12 protein-coding genes, 1 tRNA gene and 1 rRNA gene are annotated in these 19,196 nt (G+C 71.7%); 2 read left to right on the top strand and 12 right to left on the bottom strand.

Annotated features, from left to right (window positions below; translation table 11 throughout):
• The first annotated feature begins 142 nt into the window (after nt 1-142).
• Entirely contained in the window at nt 143-958 is an 816-nt protein-coding gene (locus ACWGSR_RS23950; RefSeq protein WP_376240841.1) for an Fpg/Nei family DNA glycosylase, read from the top strand.
• An 83-nt stretch (nt 959-1,041) separates the two neighbouring features.
• Here the strand turns inward: ACWGSR_RS23950 and ACWGSR_RS23945 are convergent, their stop codons facing one another.
• From ACWGSR_RS23945 to ACWGSR_RS23900, 10 genes are all read right to left on the bottom strand, one after another.
• Entirely contained in the window at nt 1,042-1,311 is a 270-nt protein-coding gene (locus ACWGSR_RS23945; RefSeq protein ID WP_453568826.1) for a hypothetical protein, read from the bottom strand.
• 106 nt (nt 1,312-1,417) lie between these two features.
• Complete coding sequence (locus ACWGSR_RS23940) at nt 1,418-1,888, bottom strand: Dps family protein (protein WP_376240845.1); 471 nt, start codon at nt 1,886-1,888, stop codon at nt 1,418-1,420.
• Nucleotides 1,889-2,044: 156 nt separating this feature from the next.
• Complete coding sequence (locus ACWGSR_RS23935; RefSeq protein WP_376240847.1) at nt 2,045-2,428, bottom strand: helix-turn-helix domain-containing protein; 384 nt, start codon at nt 2,426-2,428, stop codon at nt 2,045-2,047.
• Between the two features lie 94 nt (nt 2,429-2,522).
• Nucleotides 2,523-3,224 (bottom strand): CinA family protein, encoded by a 702-nt coding sequence (locus ACWGSR_RS23930; RefSeq protein WP_453568823.1) that lies wholly within the window; start codon nt 3,222-3,224, stop codon nt 2,523-2,525.
• Nucleotides 3,221-3,883 carry a CDP-diacylglycerol--glycerol-3-phosphate 3-phosphatidyltransferase gene (gene pgsA / locus ACWGSR_RS23925; RefSeq protein WP_453568821.1) on the bottom strand — a complete coding sequence of 221 codons (663 nt, stop codon included), beginning with the start codon at nt 3,881-3,883 and terminating at the stop codon, nt 3,221-3,223. The genes ACWGSR_RS23930 and pgsA overlap by 4 nt, the downstream gene beginning before the upstream one ends.
• Complete coding sequence (gene rimO / locus ACWGSR_RS23920; RefSeq protein WP_376240853.1) at nt 3,880-5,373, bottom strand: 30S ribosomal protein S12 methylthiotransferase RimO; 1,494 nt, start codon at nt 5,371-5,373, stop codon at nt 3,880-3,882. Before rimO ends, pgsA begins: the two co-directional genes overlap by 4 nt.
• 91 nt (nt 5,374-5,464) lie before the next feature.
• Entirely contained in the window at nt 5,465-6,292 is an 828-nt protein-coding gene (locus ACWGSR_RS23915; RefSeq protein WP_376240855.1) for a helix-turn-helix domain-containing protein, read from the bottom strand.
• A gap of 284 nt (nt 6,293-6,576) precedes the next feature.
• The gene (locus tag ACWGSR_RS23910; protein WP_453568819.1) at nt 6,577-9,387 is read right to left on the bottom strand and encodes a DNA translocase FtsK; all 2,811 of its coding nucleotides are present in this window, start codon (nt 9,385-9,387) and stop codon (nt 6,577-6,579) included.
• Nucleotides 9,388-9,523: 136 nt separating this feature from the next.
• Nucleotides 9,524-10,198, bottom strand: coding sequence for a response regulator (locus ACWGSR_RS23905; protein ID WP_366378064.1), 675 nt, complete (start codon nt 10,196-10,198; stop codon nt 9,524-9,526).
• Nucleotides 10,199-10,530: 332 nt separating this feature from the next.
• On the bottom strand, nt 10,531-16,011 hold the full coding sequence (locus tag ACWGSR_RS23900; protein WP_376240859.1) for a HAMP domain-containing protein: 5,481 nt from the start codon (nt 16,009-16,011) through the stop codon (nt 10,531-10,533).
• A gap of 269 nt (nt 16,012-16,280) precedes the next feature.
• On the opposite strand from ACWGSR_RS23900, the gene ACWGSR_RS23895 reads away from it, so the two are divergent.
• Entirely contained in the window at nt 16,281-18,926 is a 2,646-nt protein-coding gene (locus tag ACWGSR_RS23895; RefSeq protein ID WP_453568816.1) for a SpoIIE family protein phosphatase, read from the top strand.
• 96 nt (nt 18,927-19,022) lie between these two features.
• On the opposite strand, the gene ACWGSR_RS23890 is transcribed toward ACWGSR_RS23895, so the two are convergent.
• A tRNA-Thr gene (locus ACWGSR_RS23890) sits at nt 19,023-19,098 on the bottom strand.
• A 4-nt stretch (nt 19,099-19,102) separates the two neighbouring features.
• Nucleotides 19,103-19,196, bottom strand: a 5S ribosomal RNA gene (gene rrf, locus ACWGSR_RS23885); the annotation flags it as partial.

The following is a 19,196-nucleotide window of genomic DNA, read 5'->3' as shown; positions in this document are numbered from 1 at the left end:
CCTGTCCGCCCCTGATCCACCGGACAGGCCATAGGCGACGCGCGTCCGGGAAGAAGCCCGGAAGGAAGCCGGAAGGAACCCGGCCGAACGGCGCCCACCGCCCCTGGCAGCGCGCCCGAAAGACCGTGACCCGAGGAGGACCGTGCCCGAAGGAGACACCGTCTGGCAGGTGGCCCGCCGTCTGCACGCCGCGCTCGCCGGGCGGGTGCTCACCCGTTCGGACCTGCGGGTGCCCCGGTTCGCCACCGCCGACCTCACCGGCCGCACGCTCCTCGACGTCACCCCGCGCGGCAAGCACCTGCTCGCCCGGATCGAGGGCGGGCTCACCCTCCACTCCCATCTGCGGATGGACGGCGCCTGGCGGGTGTACGCCACCGGGGAGCGGCCCCGCGGCGGCCCCGAGTACCAGATCCGGGCCGTCCTGGGGAACGCGGAGTCCACCGCGTACGGCTACCGGCTCCCGATCGTGGAGCTCCTCCGCACCGACGAGGAGTCGCAGGTCGTGGGCCACCTCGGGCCGGACCTGCTCGGCCCCGACTGGGATCCGGAGGAGGCCGTGCGCAGGCTGACGGCCGATCCGGCGAGGACGCTCGGGGAGGCCCTCCTCGACCAGCGCAACCTGGCCGGCATCGGCAACATCTACAAGTCGGAGCTGGCGTTCCTCGCCGCCGTCACCCCCTGGCTCCCCGTGGGCGAGCTGGAGCCTGGCGTCCCCGCCCGTCTGGTGGCGACCGCCCACCGCCTGCTCGACCTCAACAAGGACCACCCGGATCAACGGGTCACCACCGTGCGCCGCCCCGGCACCCCGCTCCACGTCTACGGCCGCGCGGGCCGCCCCTGCCTGCGCTGCGGCGCCCGGATCCGCAAGGCGGAGCTCGGGGAGCGGGTCACGTACTGGTGCCCGGAATGCCAGCAGGGCCCGCACCGGCAGGAAGCCGGTACGAGCCCGTCGATCTGATCACCCGCTGATCACCCGTCGGCCACGGCCCCACAACCGCGACCGCACGTCACAACCGCGGTCCCACGTCGTCTCCCGCTCCGTCACACCGGACCGGAGTCGGCGCCCCACCGCCGGCGCCACGGCGCCCTGCCGATCCGCCGGGCGAGCGCGCCCGGCCCTCCCGACGAGGCGGCCACGTGCACGGGCAGCAGGCTCAGGCCCCAGCCGCCCGCCGCCATCACTCCCTCGACCGGCCCGGTCTCGCCCGGGACGAGCAGCAGGCGCAGCACGGCCCACCACCAGAGCCCCCCGGCCACCAGCCCGACCGCGACCAGCGCGAGCGTTGCCGGCGGAAACCGTCGCCGTACCATGGCCGCCTCCTGCGGTCGACGCTAGACCGGCAGGATCACCCTGCGGGAGGGCGCACCGGGGCCCGCCCCGGCGCGCGCCGCACGTATCAGCACGCCCCGGCCCGCCTCAGACGCTCTCGGCCTGGAACATCCACGCGTGCTTCTCGAGCTCGCCCGTCAGGGCGATCAGGATGTCCTGGGTGACCGGGTCGGGGTCGCCGGTCGCGTCGATCCGCTCCCGCATCCGGCTGGTGACGGCGCCGAGGGCGGCGACGAGGATCCGCACCGCTTCCTCGTCCTTGATCCAGCCTTCCGGCACCGTCGAGATCGCGCTCGAGGACGCGACGGTCGCCGCTCGCCCGTCCGGGTTGACGCCCAGGGCGGAGGCCCGCTCGGCCACGGTGTCGGAGTGCGTGCGGGCGGTGGTCACCACCTCGTCGAGCTGGAGGTGGACGGAGCGGAAGCGCGGTCCGACGACGTTCCAGTGCACCTGCTTGGCCACCAGGGAGAGGTCCACCAGGTCGACAAGGGCGCCCTGGAGCGCGTCGCCGACGGTCTTGAGGTCGGTCTCGGACAGCGTGCTCTTCACGACAGACATGCGGAATCTCCAACCAGTCGAACGTTTCCCCACCATGGCACGCCTCACCGGAACCCGGCATCTCAAACAAACCGGCCCAAAGAAATCCCGGAAAGGACGAAGCCCCGGCCGGCGTCCCTCGCGGGACACGGACCGGGGCTTCGCCCTCGTCTCGGTTCAGGCGGCGACCACGTCGACCGCCTCCGCGGGCGCCTTGATGGTCACCCGCTCGGTGGGCACACCCGCCACCGACGTCACCGACACCGAATTGAGCATCGGACGAACCGGTGCCGGCACCTGTTCGCTCGCTGCTGTCGACTCGGCCAGTTCGGCCAGCGACAGCTCGTCGCTCACTTCGCGCATGAGCTCGGACATCCGTACGTCCAACGCGTCGCAGATCGCGGAGAGCAGCTCGGAGGAAGCCTCCTTCTGCCCCCGCTCCACCTCGGAGAGATAGCCGAGCGAGACTCGGGCGGACGAGGAGACTTCGCGCAGAGTACGGCCCTGGCGCTGGCGCTGCCGACGCAGCACGTCACCCAGCAGGCGACGGAGCAGAATCATCGGTGGCTCCCTCCTCGGACCGCGTAGCCGCATCCTTCACGCCCCACCGTACCGCCTCGCGCCGCGGCCGTGCGGGGAGCGATGTCGTGTTCACTCAGGGCTGCAAACATCCATTCCCCCCGTTCTGTTCCGTATCCTGTGCCCGCACATTTCCCGAGAGTTCCTCGCGGAGCAGTTCGAGCACGATCCGTACGCTCTCCCTACGGATTTCCCCACGATCGCCGTTCAACCTCAACGGGACCACTTTCCCCACCGGAACCACTTCCGGAGGCACTTCCGGAGACCTCGTCGAAGACCCTCCCGGAGACTCCTCCGCAGGCCTCGTCGGAGGCACTCCCGGAGACTCCCCCGCGGACCTCGCCGGAGGCCCTTCCGAGGATCCTGCCAAAGCCCCCTCCGGAAATCCTGGAGTCCCCGTCCGGGCCGTCTCCCCGGCCGGGCCCGCGACCGCCACGTAGACCGTTCCGACCGGCTGCCCGTCCTGCGGCTCCGGGCCCGCGACCCCGGTCGTCGCGATGCCCCAGTCGGCGCCGAGCCGGGCCCGCACACCGGCCGCCATCTGCGACGCGACCTCGGGATCGACCGCGCCGCGCTCCGCGAGCAGGGCCGCGTCGACACCGAGGAGCTCGTGCTTGAGGGCGGTGGCGTAGGCGGTGACGGACCCCCGGAAGGAGGCGGACGCGCCGGGGACACCGGTGAGCTCGGCGGCCACCAGGCCGCCCGTGAGCGACTCCGCGACGGCCAGCGTCTGGCCCCGCTCGGCGAGCAGCGCGAGCACCCTGGCGGCCTCGGTCATCGTGCCGCCGCCGCCGACCGCTCGGCGGCGAGGCCCCGGCGCCGCAGCACGACGGCCTGGCGCACGTAGTCGAGGCCGGTGAGGACCGTCAGCACGACGGCCACCGTCATCACCCAGAAGCGGAGGGTGGCCAGCGGCCCGGTGAGCATCAGCACGTACATGCCCACGGCCGTGCCCTGGGCCAGGGTCTTCATCTTGCCGCCCCGGCTGGCGGGGATGACCCCGTGCCGGATGACCCAGAACCGCATCAGGGTGATCCCCAGCTCCCGGGCCAGGATGACCGCGGTCACCCACCAGGGGAGGTCCCCGAGCGCGGACAGGGAGACCAGGCCGGCCGCCATGATCGCCTTGTCCGCGATCGGGTCGGCGATCTTCCCGAAGTCGGTGACCAGGTTGTACGTACGGGCGAGGTGCCCGTCGAAGACGTCCGTGATCATGGCCACCGCGAACGCCGCCCAGGCCCAGGCACGCCACGCGGGATCGTGCCCGCCGTCCTGGAGCAGCAGCACCACGAAGGCCGGCACGAGCACCAGCCGGATCATGGTGAGGATGTTCGCGATGTTCCACAGGCTGGCCTGGTCGACGGCCGCCGCGCCCAGCTTGCCGCGGGGCGTCGGCCTACCGGTCCCGCCCGTCGCGGATGCCGGGACTCCGGTCATCTGCCCGCCTCCTCGAAAAGACACTCGGCCACCAGGTCGACGCCCTCCGTCCCGACGACCTTCGCCCTGACCATACGGCCCGGGGCCAGGTCGGGGTCCGTTCCGTCGGCGGTGACGAGGACCACCTGTCCGTCGGTCTCGGGGGCCTGGTGGGCGGCGCGGCCGATCCAGCCGTCCTCCTCGTCCAGGGACTCGACCAGTACCTCCAGGGTCTCTCCGATCCGCTCCTCCGCGCGCTGCGCGGTGAGCTCCTCGGCGAGCCGGGAGAGGTGGGCGAGCCGCTTGTCGACGACCTCCTGGTCGAGCTTGTGCTCGTACGTGGCGGCCTCGGTGCCGTCCTCGTCGGAGTAGCCGAAGACGCCGATGGCGTCGAGGCGCGCGTGGGTGATGAAGCGTTCCAGCTCGGCGAAGTCCGCCTCGGTCTCGCCGGGGAAGCCGACGATGAAGTTGGAGCGGGCACCGGCCGTGGGGGCCTTGGAGCGGATGGTCTCCAGGAGCTCCAGGAAGCGGTCGGTGTCGCCGAAGCGGCGCATGGACCGCAGCACGTCGGGGGCGCTGTGCTGGAAGGAGAGGTCGAAGTACGGGACGACCTTCTCGGTGGAGGTGAGGACGTCGATCAGACCGGGGCGCATCTCGGCGGGCTGGAGGTAGCTGACGCGGACGCGCTCGATGCCGTCCACAGCCGCCAGCTCGGGCAGCAGGCCCTCCAGGAGGCGGATGTCGCCGAGGTCCTTGCCGTAGGAGGTGTTGTTCTCGGAGACCAGCATGATCTCCTTCACGCCCTGCTCGGCGAGCCAGCGCGTCTCGTTCAGCACGTCCGAGGGACGGCGCGAGACGAAGGAGCCGCGGAAGGAGGGGATGGCGCAGAAGGTGCAGCGGCGGTCGCAGCCGGAGGCGAGCTTCACGGAGGCGACGGGGCTGGCGTCCAGGCGCCGGCGGAGCGGCGCGCGCGGTCCGGAGGCGGGCGCGAGACCCTCGGGCAGGTCGGCCGGGGCGTCGGCGGGGGCCTCGGCTCCGTCACCGTGTCCCGGCAGGGCGACGGCGGCCGCGGCCTCCTGGCGCTCCACGGGCGAGAGCGGCAGCAGCTTGCGCCGGTCGCGGGGGGTGTGGGCCTCGACGCTGCCACCGCTGAGGATGGTCTGGAGGCGGTTGGAGATGTCGGCGTAGTCGTCGAAGCCGAGGACGCCGTCGGCCTCCGGGAGGGCTTCGGCGAGCTCCTTGCCGTACCGCTCGGCCATGCAGCCGACGGCGACGACGGCCTGGGTCCGGCCGTGGTCCTTCAGGTCATTGGCTTCGAGCAGGGCGTCGACGGAGTCCTTCTTGGCGGCCTCGACGAATCCGCAGGTGTTGACGACGGCGACGTCCGCTTGCTCGGCGTTCTCGACGAGCTCCCAGCCGTCCGCTGCCAAGCGGCCTGCGAGCTCCTCCGAGTCCACCTCGTTACGGGCGCAGCCAAGAGTGACAAGGGCGACGGTGCGGCGTTCGGGCATGGACTCAAGACTACTTCGTCCCGGCCGCTCCCCCGTCGCGCAGGGTTCACCCGCGCGACGGAGGTCACATCACGGCGGCGACCGGACCGGCTCAGCCGGCCTGGGGGTCGCCCTTGGTGTACGTGAGCCGCTCGACCTGGCCGGACTCGAACTTGTCGGCGACCTTCTTGCCGTTGACATAGAGCTCGATGGCACCGGCGTTGCCGAGGACCAGGTCGACGCGCTCGTCGTCCTGGAAGGTCTTGGACTCGCCCTCCATGAGCAGCCCGTCGAAGAGGATCTTGCCGTCGTGGGCCTTGGCCGAGATCCAGCTCTTGCCGTCGGTGGCGGAGAGCTTGACCGTGACCTTGTCCTGCGGGACCGCGGCGATCGCGCTCTCGGTGGGCTTGGGCGCGACGGGCTTGACCGGCTTCGGCTTGGCGGCGGAGGTCGCCTGCTCCGGGGCGGGCGCCGGGCCGCCGTCGGCCGCGGTGGTGCCCTTCGGGGCGTCGTTCTCGTCGAACATCGTGAAGCCGACGAACCCGACGACGGCGACGATGGCCGCGACCATCGCGGCGGTCCAGTTGGGCCGGCGCGGCTCGGGGCGGATGCGTTCCGCCTCGAACAGCGGGGCGGCGGGGGTGGGTGCGGGACGGCCGCCGTGGTCGGCGTCGAACCGCTCGATCAGCGGAGCCGGGTCGAGGCCGACGGCGCGCGCGAGGGTACGGATGTGGCCGCGGGCGTAGACGTCGCCGCCACAGCGCGAGAAGTCGTCCTCCTCGATCGCGTGCACGATCGGGATCCGGACACGGGTGGAGGCACTGACCTCTTCGACGGTGAGACCGGCGGCGATACGGGCCTGCTGGAGGACACGACCGATCGGTTCCCGGTCGTCTGCCGGGAAGGTCCGGTCGTCTTCGGGGGAGTTGCCGATGGACACGAGAGGGCCTTTCGAGCGTGTAACCACCTGCTGGACGTTCAGTCTATGGGTGGTACGAAAGGGTGGGGCAACCGGGCGGGTGCTGTTTGTACGCCATGAGGCTGGGACATCCTTCTGTCCCTCCGTCCAACTTGACGTACGGCCAGGGGAAACGGTTGCTCACCCATTTCTTACGAGTGAGTCTCGGCCGGATCTCGAACGGGTACCCCGTCCTCGGGCGCCCACACCCGGCCCCGTGCCGGAGCCCGCGCGCGTCCCGGATCCGGCCCCCGTCCGGTCCCCGCCTACTCCCCCGACTCGCCCCGGATCACGGCGAGGACGCCGTCGAGTTCGTCGGGCTTGACGAGCACGTCGCGCGCCTTGGAGCCCTCGCTGGGGCCGACGATGTTGCGCGACTCCATCAGGTCCATCAGCCGGCCGGCCTTGGCGAAGCCCACGCGCAGCTTGCGCTGGAGCATCGAGGTGGAGCCGAACTGGGTGGAGACGACCAGCTCGGCGGCCTGGCACAGCAGGTCGAGGTCGTCGCCGATCTCCTCGTCGATCTCCTTCTTCTGCTTGGTGCCCACGGTGACGTCGTCCCGGAAGACGGGCGTCATCTGATCCTTGCAGTGCTGCACGACGGCGGCGACCTCGTGCTCGGTGACGAAGGCGCCCTGCATGCGGACGGGCTTGTTGGCGCCCATCGGCAGGAACAGCCCGTCGCCCTTGCCGATCAGCTTCTCGGCACCGGGCTGGTCGAGGATGACCCGGCTGTCGGCGAGCGAGGAGGTGGCGAAGGCGAGCCGGGAGGGCACGTTCGCCTTGATCAGACCGGTGACGACGTCCACGGACGGACGCTGGGTGGCCAGGACCAGATGGATGCCGGCGGCGCGGGCCAACTGGGTGATGCGCACGATCGCGTCCTCGACGTCCCGGGGCGCGACCATCATCAGGTCGGCGAGCTCGTCGACGATCACCAGGAGGTACGGGTAGGGGTTGAGCTCGCGCTCGCTGCCCTCGGGGAGCTTGACCTTGCCGGCCCGGATGGCCTCGTTGAAGTCGTCGATGTGACGGAAGCCGAAGGCCGCCAGGTCGTCGTAGCGCAGGTCCATCTCGCGCACCACCCACTGCAGGGCCTCGGCGGCCTTCTTGGGGTTGGTGATGATCGGGGTGATCAGGTGCGGGATGCCCTCGTAGGCGGTCAGCTCGACCCGCTTGGGGTCGACAAGGACCATCCGGACGTCCTCGGGGGTCGCCCTTATCATCACCGAGGTGATCAGGCAGTTGATGCACGAGGACTTGCCGGAGCCGGTGGCGCCGGCGACCAGGATGTGCGGCATCTTCGCCAGGTTGGCCATCACGTAGCCGCCCTCGACGTCCTTGCCGAGCGCGACCAGCATCGGATGGTCGTCCCCGGCCGCGTCCGCGAGCCGCAGCACGTCCCCGAGGTTGACCATCTCGCGGTCGCTGTTCGGGATCTCGATGCCGACCGCGGACTTGCCCGGGATCGGCGAGATGATCCGCACGTCCGGGGAGGCCACCGCGTAGGCGATGTTCTTGGCCAGGGCCGTGATCTTCTCGACCTTCACCGCGGGCCCGAGCTCGACCTCGTACCGCGTGACCGTCGGCCCCCGCGTGAAGCCGGTGACCGCCGCGTCGACCTTGAACTCGTCGAAGACGTTGGAGAGCGAGGCCACCACGGCGTCGTTCGCCGCGCTGCGCGTCTTGCCCGGCCCGCCCCGCTCGAGGAGGTCCATCGACGGCAGCGCGTACGTGATGTCACCGGACAGCTGGAGCTGCTCGGCCCGCGACGGCAGGTCCGTCGGCTCGGGCGCGGGCTTGGTCAGATCGGGTACGCCTCCGCCGCGCGCGTCCTCGCCCCGGGCGGGCGGCACGGGCGCGGTCGCCTTCTCCGGGACTCCGGCGGCGGAGGCGGCCACGGCGGCGCTCCGGTCGGCGGTGACGTCCTTGGTCAGGTCGGCGACGATCGGGGACGGGGGCATGCCGTTCAGGACCGCGCCGTCCAGCGCCGCGGCCGCCGCGGCGGCGACGTCCACCGGGTCGAGGCCGGCCTCGGAGCCGGTCCGCCGGGAGGGGCGGCGCACCGAGCGGCCGCGCCGCGCCGGCATCTCCTCCTCGGCCCGGTCCACGTCGTACGGCTCCGCCGGGCCGGGGGCCCGCCGGCGGGCGGGCCGCGCGGGCCTCGGCTCCGCGTCCCGCCACTCCTCGTCGTACTCCTCGCGCGCGTACTCCCCGGCCTCCGCCGGGTCGTACGGCGGTTCCACGACGCCGAGCCTGACGCCGAGGGCGCGGAGGCGCTGCGGGATCGCGTTGACCGGGGTGGCGGTGACGACGAGCAGGCCGAAGACGGTGAGCAGCACCAGCATCGGTACGGCGAGGACCTCGCCCATCATGAAGACGAGGGGCTGGGAGGCGGCCCAGCCGATGAGGCCGCCCGCGTCCTGCACGGCGTCGGCGCCGTCGCCGCGGCCGGGCGAGCCGCACGCGATGTGCACCTGGCCCAGGACGCCGAGGGCGAGGGCGGAGAGGCCGATGACGATCCGGCCGTTGGCCTCGGGCCTCTCCGGATAGAGGATCAGGCGCACGCCCATCCCGCCGACAAGGAGCGGCACCAGGAGGTCGAGCCGTCCGAAGGCCCCGGTGACGAGCAGCTCGACGAGGTCGCCGACCGGGCCGCGCAGATTGGACCAGGTGCCCACGGCGACGATCAGCGCGAGGCCGAGGAGGAGCAGCGCGAGGCCGTCCTTGCGGTGGACGGGGTCGAGTCCCTTGGCGCCGCGTCCTATGCCCCGGAAGACCGCCCCCACCGCGTGGGCGAGTCCGAGCCAGGCGCCGCGCACCAGCCGGTAGACGCCTCCGGTCGGGGACGGCGCGGGGCGGGCCGGGGCCTTCTTCGCCGCGGGCTTCCGCGCGGGCGCGCGCTTGGCGGGCGCGGCCTTCTTGCCCGGGGCCCTCTTCGCCGGGGCGTTCTTCGCGGGCGGTTTGACCGGGGACTTCGCGGGGGCCGCCTTCTTCGCGGCGCCCGCCGTACGGCCGGCGCGCGGCTTTGCGGTGCCCGCCGTGCCCTGGGTCTTGCCGGACGTAGGTGAAGCCATGATGCCGAGGTTACCCGTGTGGGAACCGGCTGTCCGCCTCACCCGTTCGTGTCGTCCGCGCGGAGGCGCGATGCTGACGCCGCATCATGCCGAAGCGCCCCGGACCTCGACGGTCCGGGGCGCTTCTGACGCCGCGTCAGCTCTGGCTGGGCAGGGTCGGCACGGTGCCGGCGCCCGGCTCCAGTGCGTCCAGGGCCCGCCGGAGACCGGTGAGCTTGCGCTCCAGATGCGCGGCGGTGGCGACGGCCGCCGCGTCGGCCGAGTCGTCGTCGAGCTGCTTCGACAGCGCCTCCGCCTGCTCCTCGACGGCCGCGAGGCGGGCGGAGAGCTCGGCGAGCAGACCGGCGGACTCCTTGCCGTGACCGCTCTCGCCGCCGCCCTCCAACTGGAGCCGGAGCAGGGCGGCCTGCTCGCGCAGCTTGCAGTTCTTCATGTAGAGCTCGACGAAGACGGAGACCTTGGCGCGCAGCACCCACGGGTCGAAGGGCTTGGAGATGTAGTCGACCGCCCCCGCCGCGTACCCCCGGAAGGTGTGGTGGGGGCCGTGGTTGATGGCGGTGAGGAAGATGATCGGGATGTCCCGGGTCCGCTCGCGCCGCTTGATGTGGGCGGCGGTCTCGAAACCGTCCATGCCCGGCATCTGGACGTCGAGCAGGATGACCGCGAAGTCGTCCGTCAACAGCGCCTTGAGCGCTTCCTCCCCGGACGATGCCCGCACCAGCGTCTGATCGAGCGCGGAGAGAATGGCCTCCAGCGCCAGCAGATTCTCCGGCCGGTCATCGACCAGGAGGATCTTGGCCTTCTGCACCATGCCCCGTCCTCCTCGTCCCTGCGACGGCTCCGCCCGGTCCCCCGAACCGGGGGAGGCACCTGGCGCCGCCCCAGAAGACGACTCCCTAGCGCCGTCCGTCCTTGTGCCGGTCATCGTAGCCGCACCCCGCCCGTCGCCACACCCTGTCACCGCGATGTCACTGTGCACGGAGGAAAAACGCGGTGGGAGACCAGAAGGTTCCCCGTATCCCGACCTCTCACACGCCCGTGGCGACAGCCCGCCGGAGATCTTTCCGGGGCCCGGGAGATCTTTCCGGGACCCGCGGGCGGAGGCCCGGGGCCGCGCGGCGCGCCGCGCGGCCCCGACCCGGGTCACTCGCCCCGCATCCACTGCTCCATGACGGACAGCAGGTGGTCGGGGTCGACCGGCTTGGTCACGTAGTCCGAGGCGCCCGACTCGATCGCCTTCTCCCGGTCGCCCTTCATCGCCTTCGCCGTCAGGGCGATGATCGGAAGACCGGCGAACTGCGGCATCCGGCGGATCGCGGTCGTCGTCGCGTACCCGTCCATCTCCGGCATCATGATGTCCATCAGGACGACCGCCGCGTCGTCGTGCTGCTCCAGGACCTCGATGCCCTCCCGCCCGTTCTCCGCGTACAGCACCGCGAGCCCGTGCTGTTCCAGGACGCTGGTGAGCGCGAAGACGTTGCGGATGTCGTCGTCGACGATGAGGACCTTCTCGCCGGAGAAGCCGAAGGTGCGGCGCGGCGCCGGCTCCTGCTCCTCCCGCTCCGGCACGGGCTGCTGCCCGGTCTGCTCCGGCACCGCGCCCCGCGTGCCGGTCGCCTCCGCGGCCGCCTTCCGCCGGTGCCGGAACAGCGCCCCGGCCCCGGAACGCGCCTCCGTGCGTACGGGCGCCGGCGGGAAGTGCGGGAACGGGTGGACGGCCCCGGCCGCCCCCTCCTCCGCGCCCTGCTGCGGGTCCTCGCCGTCCTGCGCGCCCTGGCCGTGGCCCGGCGCGGGCAGTTCGGTCGGGTTCAGCGGCAGGTACAGGGTGAACGTCGAGCCGCGGCCCGGCTCGCTCGCGGCGAAGATCTCGCCGCCGAGCAGCCGCGCGATCTCCCGGCTGATCGAGAGCCCCAGGCCCGTGCCGCCGTACTTCCGGCTGGTCGTGCCGTCGGCCTGCTTGAAGGCCTCGAAGATGACCCGCATCTTGCTCGCCGCGATCCCGATCCCGGTGTCGGTGACCGAGAACGCGATCAGGTCGGCCTCCGGATCGCGCAGCGAACCGGCCTCCAGGAGCTGTTCGCGGATCGACTGCGGCACGTCCGTGCCGGCCGGCCGGATCACCAGCTCCACCGCGCCCGTGTCGGTGAACTTCACCGCGTTGGACAGGAGGTTGCGCAGCACCTGGAGCAGGCGCTGCTCGTCGGTGTGGAGCGTGGCCGGCAGCTCCGGCGAGACCCGCACCGAGAAGTCGAGCCCCTTCTCCGCCGTGAGCGGCCGGAAGGTCGCCTCCACGTAGTCGACGAGCTGCACGAGGGCGATCCGGGTCGGCGAGACGTCCATCTTGCCCGCCTCGACCTTCGACAGGTCCAGGATGTCGTTGATCAGCTGGAGCAGGTCCGAACCGGCCCCGTGGATGGTCTCGGCGAACTCGACCTGCTTCGGCGTCAGGTTCGTCTCGGCGTTGTCCGCGAGCAGCTTGGCCAGGATGAGCAGCGAGTTGAGCGGGGTGCGCAGCTCGTGCGACATGTTCGCCAGGAACTCGGACTTGTACCGCATGGAGACCGCGAGCTGTTCGGCCCGCTCCTCCAGGACCTGCCGGGCCTCCTCGATCTCGGTGTTCTTCACCTCGATGTCGCGGTTCTGCCGGGCGAGCAGCTCGGCCTTCTCCTCCAGCTCCAGGTTGGAGCCCTGGAGCTCCTTCTGCCGGTGCTCCAGCTCGGCCGAGCGCTCCTTGAGCTGCTCGGTCAGCTCCTGCGACTGCTGGAGCAGCACCTCGGTCTTGGTGTTGACGCTGATCGTGTTGACGGTGGTGGCGATCAGCTCGGCGATCTGGTTGAGGAAGTCCCGCTGGATCTGGGTGAACGGCTGGAAGGAGGCCAGCTCGATCACGCCGAGGACCTTCCCCTCGAAGAGGACCGGAAGGACGATCACGTGCGCGGGCGAGGCCTCCCCGAGCCCGGAGGAGATCTTCAGGTAGCCGGGCGGCGCGTTGAGCTGGATGGTCCGCTTCTCCTCGGCCGCCGTCCCGATGAGGGTCTCGCCGGGCCGGAACGAGGTCGGCATGGAGCCGGGCGAGTACCCGTAACTCCCGCGCATCCGCAGCTCGTACGAGCCGTCGCCCTCACCGACCAGTTCGGCGTCGCCGTGGGCGGAGCCGGTCGGCATCGCCACGAAGAAGGCGCCGTGCTGGGCCGAGACGACCGGGGTCAGCTCGCTCATGATGAGCGAGGCGACGTCGTCGAGGTCCCGGCGGCCCTGCATGAGGCCGGAGATGCGGGCCAGGTTGCTCTTGAGCCAGTCCTGCTCGTCGTTGGCGAGGGTGGTGTCGCGCAGGTTGGCGATCATCGTGTTGATATTGTCCTGGAGCGCCTGGATCTCACCGGCCGCGTCCACGCCGTCGATCTTGACGTTCAGGTCGCCGCGGGTCACCGCGGTGGCGACGGCGGCGATGGCCCGCACCTGCCGGGTGAGGTTCCCGGCCATCTCGTTCACGGAGTCGGTGAGGTCGCTCCAGGTGCCCTCCACGTCCCGGACCCGGGCCTGGCCGCCCAGCTGCCCGTCGGTGCCCACCTCGCGGGCCACCCGGGTGACCTCCTCGGCGAAGTTCGACAGCTGGTCGACCATCGTGTTGATGGTGTTCTTCAGCTCCTGGATCTCGCCGCGCGCGTCGATGTCGATCTTCTTGGTGAGGTCGCCCTTGGCGATGGCGGTGGTGACGGCGGCGATCTGCCGCACCTGACCGGTCAGGTTGTCGGCCATCGAGTTCACCGACTCGGTCAGGTCCTTCCAGGTGCCGGAGACCCCCGGCACCCGGGCCTGGCCGCCCAGCTCGCCCTCCGTACCCACCTCGCGGGCCACGCGCGTGACCTCGTCCGCGAACGACGACAGGGTCGTCACCATCGTGTTGACGGTCTCGGCGAGTTCGGCGACCTCGCCGCGCGCCTCGACCGTCACCTTCTTGGTCAGGTCGCCGTTGGCGACGGCCGCCGAGACCCGGGAGATGTTCCGCACCTGGCTGGTCAGGTTGTTGGCCATCAGGTTGACGTTGTCGCTGAGGTCCTTCCAGGTGCCGGTGACCCCGCGCACGCGTGCCTGGCCGCCGAGGATGCCCTCCGTACCCACCTCTCGGGCCACGCGCGTGACCTCGTCCGCGAAGTTCGACAGCTGGTCGACCATCGTGTTGACGGTCGTCACCAGCTCCAGGATCTCGCCCCGGGCGTCGACCGTGATCTTCTTCGACAGGTCGCCCATGGCGACCGCGGTCGTGACCTCGGCGATGTTCCGCACCTGGATGGTGAGGTTGTTCGCCATGCCGTTCACCGACTGGGTGAGGTCCTTCCAGGTGCCCGAGACGCCCTGCACCTCGGCCTGGCCGCCGAGGATGCCCTCGGTGCCCACCTCGCGGGCCACCCGGGTCACCTGCTCGGCGAAGTTCGACAGCTGGTCCACCATCGTGTTGAGGGTGTTCTTCAGCTCCAGGATCTCGCCGCGCGCGTCCACGTCGATCTTCTGCGACAGGTCGCCGCGCGCGACCGCCGTGGCGACCTGGGCGATGTTGCGGACCTGGGTGGTGAGGTTGCCGGCCATGCCGTTCACCGAGTCGGTCAGGTCGCGCCACACGCCGGCCACGCCGGGCACCTGCGCCTGACCGCCCAGGCGCCCGTCGGTGCCCACCTCGCGGGCCACCCGGGTCACCTGGTCCGCGAACGCGGAGAGCTGGTCGACCATCGTGTTGATGGTGTTCTTCAGCTCCAGGATCTCGCCGCGCGCGTCCACGTCGATCTTCTGCGACAGGTCGCCGCGCGCCACGGCCGTCGTCACCTGCGCGATCTGCCGCACCTGGGAGGTCAGGTTGCCGGCCATGAAGTTCACCGAGTCGGTGAGCTCCCGCCAGCGCCCGGAGACGCCGTCCACGCGCGCCTGGCCGCCGAGCCGGCCCTCGGTGCCCACGTCCCGGGCCATCCGGGTCACCTGGTCCGCGAAGGACGACAGCTGCGACACCATCGTGTTGACGGTGTTCTTCAGCTCCAGCATCTCCCCGGCCACGTCCACCGTGACCTTCTGCGACAGATCACCGTTGGCGACCGCCGTCGTCACCTGCGCGATGTCGCGCACCTGACCGGTCAGGTTGCGGAAGGCCGTGTTCACCGAGTCGGTGAGGTCCTTCCAGGTGCCCGCCGCGCCCGGTACCTCGGCCTGACCGCCGAGCAGACCCTCGACGCCGACCTCCCGGGCCACCCGGGTCACCTCGGAACCGAAGGCGGAGAGCTGGTCCACCATCGTGTTGACGGTGTTCTTCAGCTCCAGCATCTCCCCGGCCACGTCCACCGTGACCTTCTGCGACAGATCACCGTTGGCCACGGCCGTCGTCACCTGCGCGATGTCACGCACCTGCGTGGTGATGTTCCGGAAGACCGTGTTCACGGAGTCCGTGAGGTCCTTCCAGGTGCCCGCCGCGCCCGGCACCTGCGCCTGACCGCCCAGCAGACCCTGCGCGCCGACCTCGCCCGAGACGCGGGTCACCTCGTCGGCGAAGGTCCGCAGCGTCTCGGTCATCTGGTTGATCGTGTCCGCGAGCTGCGCGATCTCGCCGCGCGCCGAGACCCGGACCTTCTGCGACAGGTCGCCGTTGGCGACGGCGGTCGTCACCTCGGCGATCCCCCTCACCTGATTGGTGAGGTTGCCCGCCATCGTGTTGACGGAGTCGGTGAGGTCCTTCCACACGCCGGCGACCCCGGCCACCTCGGCCTGACCGCCCAGCTCGCCCTCGGTGCCCACCTCGCGGGCGACCCGGGTCACCTCGGACGAGAACGACGACAGCTGGTCCACCATCCGGTTGACGGTGTTCTTCAGCTCCAGCATCTCGCCGGCCACGTTCGCCGTGACCTTCTGCGACAGGTCGCCGTCGGCGACCGCCGTCGTGACGAGAGCGATGTCACGCACCTGGGCCGTCAGCCGGTTCGCCATGGTGTTGACCGAGTCCGTGAGGTCCTTCCACGAACCGGACACCCCGCGCACCTGCGCCTGCCCACCCAGCTTGCCCTCGGTCCCCACCTCGACGGCGACCCTGGTCACCTCGGAGGCGAACACCGACAGCTGGTCGACGAGGTTGTTGGCAGTGCGCGCGACCTTCAGGAACTCGCCCCGCAGGGGCCTGACCGCCCCGTCGGCGCCCTCCGACCGCAGGTCCATCCGCTGCTCCAGGTCGCCCTCGGCCACCGCCGAGAGCACCCGTCCCACCTCGGACACCGGCCGGGCCAGGTCGTCGACGAGCGCGTTCGCGGCCTCGATCGCCGCCGCCCAGGCCCCCTCGCTGGCCCCGGACTCCAGGCGCTCGGACAGCTTGCCCTCGCGCCCGACGACCCGCCGGACCCGCGACAGCTCCCCGGTCACGTGCAGCTGCCGGTCCGCGACCTCGTTGAACACGGCGGAGATCTCCGCCATGACCCCGTCGCCGGACACCGTGAGCCGCCTGCGGAAGTTCCCGTCCCGCATGGACACCAGCGCGGAGAGCAACCGCTCCAGCGCCGCCGCGTCCACCTGGACCGTCCCCCCACGGGAACGCCCGCCCCTCGTGCGCGTACCGCTGCCTCCGCCGCGTCGCGCCGCCGTGCCAGACTCCACCGTGTCCCTCCCGAAAGGGGTCGACCGTACTGCTCCGGCTCTGCCGGTAGCCTGCCCAGTGTTTCACCGTGGCCGAACCAGGCGATAACAGTTCGGCAGCTTCGACGGCGTCCCTACCCCCGAGGGACGGAATCAGCGGTGACCGGCATCCGCTCGGACAGCGAAGGTAAGTAACCTGGCATCCGGCTGTCCAGCCGCCCCGGTCCGCCCGGCGGGGACGGTGTGGTGCGCGCACACGACCACCGGGCAGTGGGAAGGACAGACCGAGCATGGCAGAGCCGGGCGTCGAGACGCGTACGAGGAGTGCTGTGATCACCGCGCGGGCGACTGCCAGCTTCGAGCCCGTCGGGCGGTCCGTCGCGGCCGCACGGGCCTTCGTACGGGACACCCTCCAGGGCTGGGGACACCCCGAACTGGTGGACGACGCCGTCGTCCTCACCAGTGAGCTCGTCACCAACGCCGTCGTGCACGCCGGCACCGCCGCCGACGTGCTCTGCCTGCGCTCCGACGACAGCATCCGCGTCGAGGTCTCCGACCGCTACCCCGAGCGCGAGATCCCGGTCCAGAGCGGCCGCACCCTCGCCTCGCCCGACCGTGAGAACGGCCGCGGCCTGCTGCTCTGCGCCGCCCTCGCCCACCGCTGGGGCGTCGACTACTCCCCCACGCGCAAGCACGTCTGGTTCCACCTCGACCTCCCCCAGCGCCCCGTCGGCACCCGCTCGGCCGGTCCGGTCCTGCCCGACGCCCTCCTCCCGGTCGCCGACAGCCGCGTCCGCGTCGCCGTCGTCCAGATCGACCGGAACGGCGCGATCACCGCCTGGAGCGAGGACGCCGAGGAACTCTTCGGGTACGGCTCCGAGCAGGTCACCGGCAAGCCCCTGGGCGACCTCGCCGCCTGGCCCCACACCCCCGGCATCGGCACCGGCCTCGCCGAGGCACTGCGCCTCTCCCGCTGGGAGGGCAGCTACGGCATCCGCTGCGCCGACGGCCGGGTCGTCCCCGTCTACGCCTCGCACCTCCGGGTCCGCGACTCCCAGGGCGAGCCCTCCACGGTCTGCCTCCTGGTCCGCGAGCACGAGCGGGCGGTCCTGCAGACCCCGCAGCGTCCCGCGGCCGAGCCGGGCACCGAGAACCGCGCCGCCGACCCCTTCGAGGTCTTCATCGGCTCCCCGGCCCCCGACGACCTCGACGGCCTGCTCCAGCGCACGGTCGAGCGCGCCCGCGACATGCTCGACGGCGACGCCGCCTTCCTCCTCCTCGCCACGGACGACGAGACGGAGCTGGAGGTACGGGCCACCACCGGACTCCCGGCCGCCCGCCAGCGCTTCGCGCGCGTACCGGTCGAAACCGGCGCCAGCCGGTACGGCTCCGCCCGGATGCCCGCCGTCCACGAGGACCTGGCCGCCGTCCCCGGAGCCGTCCCGCTCCTGGAGGACACCGGCATGCGCTCGGTGGTCACCGTCCCCCTCAAGGTCGAGGGCCGCCTCACCGGTTCCCTGGGCGTGGCCGCCGAGGCCGCGAACCGCTACTCGAACGAGGAGGCCCTCCGCCTCCAGTTCGCCGCCGACCGCATCGCCCTGGCCGTGGAGTCCGCCCGCCTCGGCGAGCTGGAGCGCCTGCGCCGCGGCTCCCTCAGCTTCCTCGTCGAGGCCTCCGACCTCCTGGCCGGCACCCTCGACCGCGACCAGACCCTGGCCCTGATGGCCCAGATGACGGTCCCCACCCTCGCGACCTGGTGCGCGGTCTACACGATCGCCGACCAGGCCTCCGACCCGTACCTCTCGTACGTGCTCCACGAGGACGAGGACCGCATCGACGGCCTCAAGGAGCTGCTCTCCTCGATCACGCCGCCCGACCCGGTGCCGACGCCCGGCGCCCGGGTCTGGACCGCGCCGGGCGACGCCGCCCACCGGGCCGCGCTCAACGCCTCGGTCCACGCCCTCGACCACCCGTCGAGCCCGCTCTCGCCGGGCATCGACACCACGCTGGCCACGGCGAGCACGGTCGCCGGCGAGACGGTCGTCCTGCCCCTGGTGGCCCGCAACCGGGTCATCGGCATGCTGACGCTCGGCAGGCCCTCCGAGGACCACTTCCGCCAGGAGATCCTGGAGCTCGCCGAGGACCTGTCCCGCCGGGCCGCCCTGGCCCTGGACAACGCCCGCCTCTACTCGGAGCGCGTGGCGATCAGCCAGTCCCTCCAGCGCAGCCTCCTGCCGCCCGGCCTCCCCGAGATCCCGGGCGTCGAGGTCGACGTCATCTACCGCGCGGCCGGCGAGGGCAACGAGGTCGGCGGCGACTTCTACGACCTCTTCCCGATCAGCGACGGCGCGTACGGGTTCGCCATCGGCGACGTCTGCGGTACGGGACCGGAGGCGGCCGCCGTCACCGGCCTGGCCCGCCACGCCCTGCGCCTCCTGGCCCGCGAGGGCCTCGGCGGCCCGGCCGTCCTGGAGCGCCTGAACGCGGCGATCCTCGACGAGGGCGCCCGCAGCCGCTTCCTCACCCTCCTCTACGGCGAGATGCGCCCGCAGGAGGACGGCTCCGCGATCCTCAAGGTCGTCTGCGCCGGCCACCCGCTGCCCCTGCGCCTCAGCCCGGACGGCACGGTCCGCCCCGCGGCCGAACCGCAGCCGCTCCTGGGCGTCATGGACGACCTGGAGCTGTACGAGGAGACGGTCACGCTCGACCCGGGCGACGTCCTCCTGTGCGTCACGGACGGCGTGACGGAGCGCCGCGAGGGCTCCCGCATGCTGAGCGACGACGGCCTCGCCGACGTCCTCAAGACCTGTACGGGCCTGACGGCCGGCGCGGTCGCGGCCCGTGTGCTGCGCGCGGTCGAACGCTTCGCCCAGGCCCCGGCCTCCGACGACATGGCCATCCTCGCGATGCGCCTCCGCGAGCCGGACGACCGCTGACGGCACGGCGCCTTCCCTCACGGGGAAGGTGCCTTTCGCACGCTCTCTTCCAGGGAACGCAAAAAGGCCCCCGCCACGTGGCGGGGGCCTTTTCTTTGGAGCCCTTTAACGGAATCGAACCGTTGACCTTCTCCTTACCATGGAGACGCTCTACCGACTGAGCTAAAAGGGCAGGTGTTCGGCGGTGTCCTACTCTCCCACAGGGTCCCCCCTGCAGTACCATCGGCGCTGAAAGGCTTAGCTTCCGGGTTCGGAATGTAACCGGGCGTT

Source organism: Streptomyces sp. NPDC055632 (genome assembly GCF_053618675.1).
This window is presented reverse-complemented; position numbering and strand designations above follow the sequence as displayed.